At 48.9% G+C, this 264-nt stretch carries 1 protein-coding gene; it reads right to left on the bottom strand.

Annotated elements, in window-relative coordinates; genetic code table 11:
* The coding region (locus tag GUI70_RS23535; protein ID WP_202630614.1) for a bifunctional DNA primase/polymerase at window positions 1–264 on the bottom strand (264 nt) is incomplete at both ends.

The raw sequence follows: 264 nt of genomic DNA, 5'->3' as shown, positions 1-264 counted from the left end.
ATGGCTAAGCATGTATCGCCATGCAAGAAACTGCCTTGAATGTAGCGACGCGTAACAGGAATATCGCCGTCATAACGAAAATAATAATGCATACCACCGCCGCTTTTAACTTTCCGCGTCGGCGGTAAATTCAATTTGGATACACGCCTGGAGAGTGGGCGATAATAGTCGACATCGAGCATCACCTGGTTGGTGGAGCGTCCTAATGGCAGCATCACATTGGCTTGTGGGAAGCGATCAAACCAATGGTGAATCTCCGCTTCG

The organism is Deinococcus alpinitundrae (assembly GCF_009982895.1).
Lineage (GTDB): Bacteria > Deinococcota > Deinococci > Deinococcales > Deinococcaceae > Deinococcus > Deinococcus alpinitundrae.
This window is presented reverse-complemented; position numbering and strand designations above follow the sequence as displayed.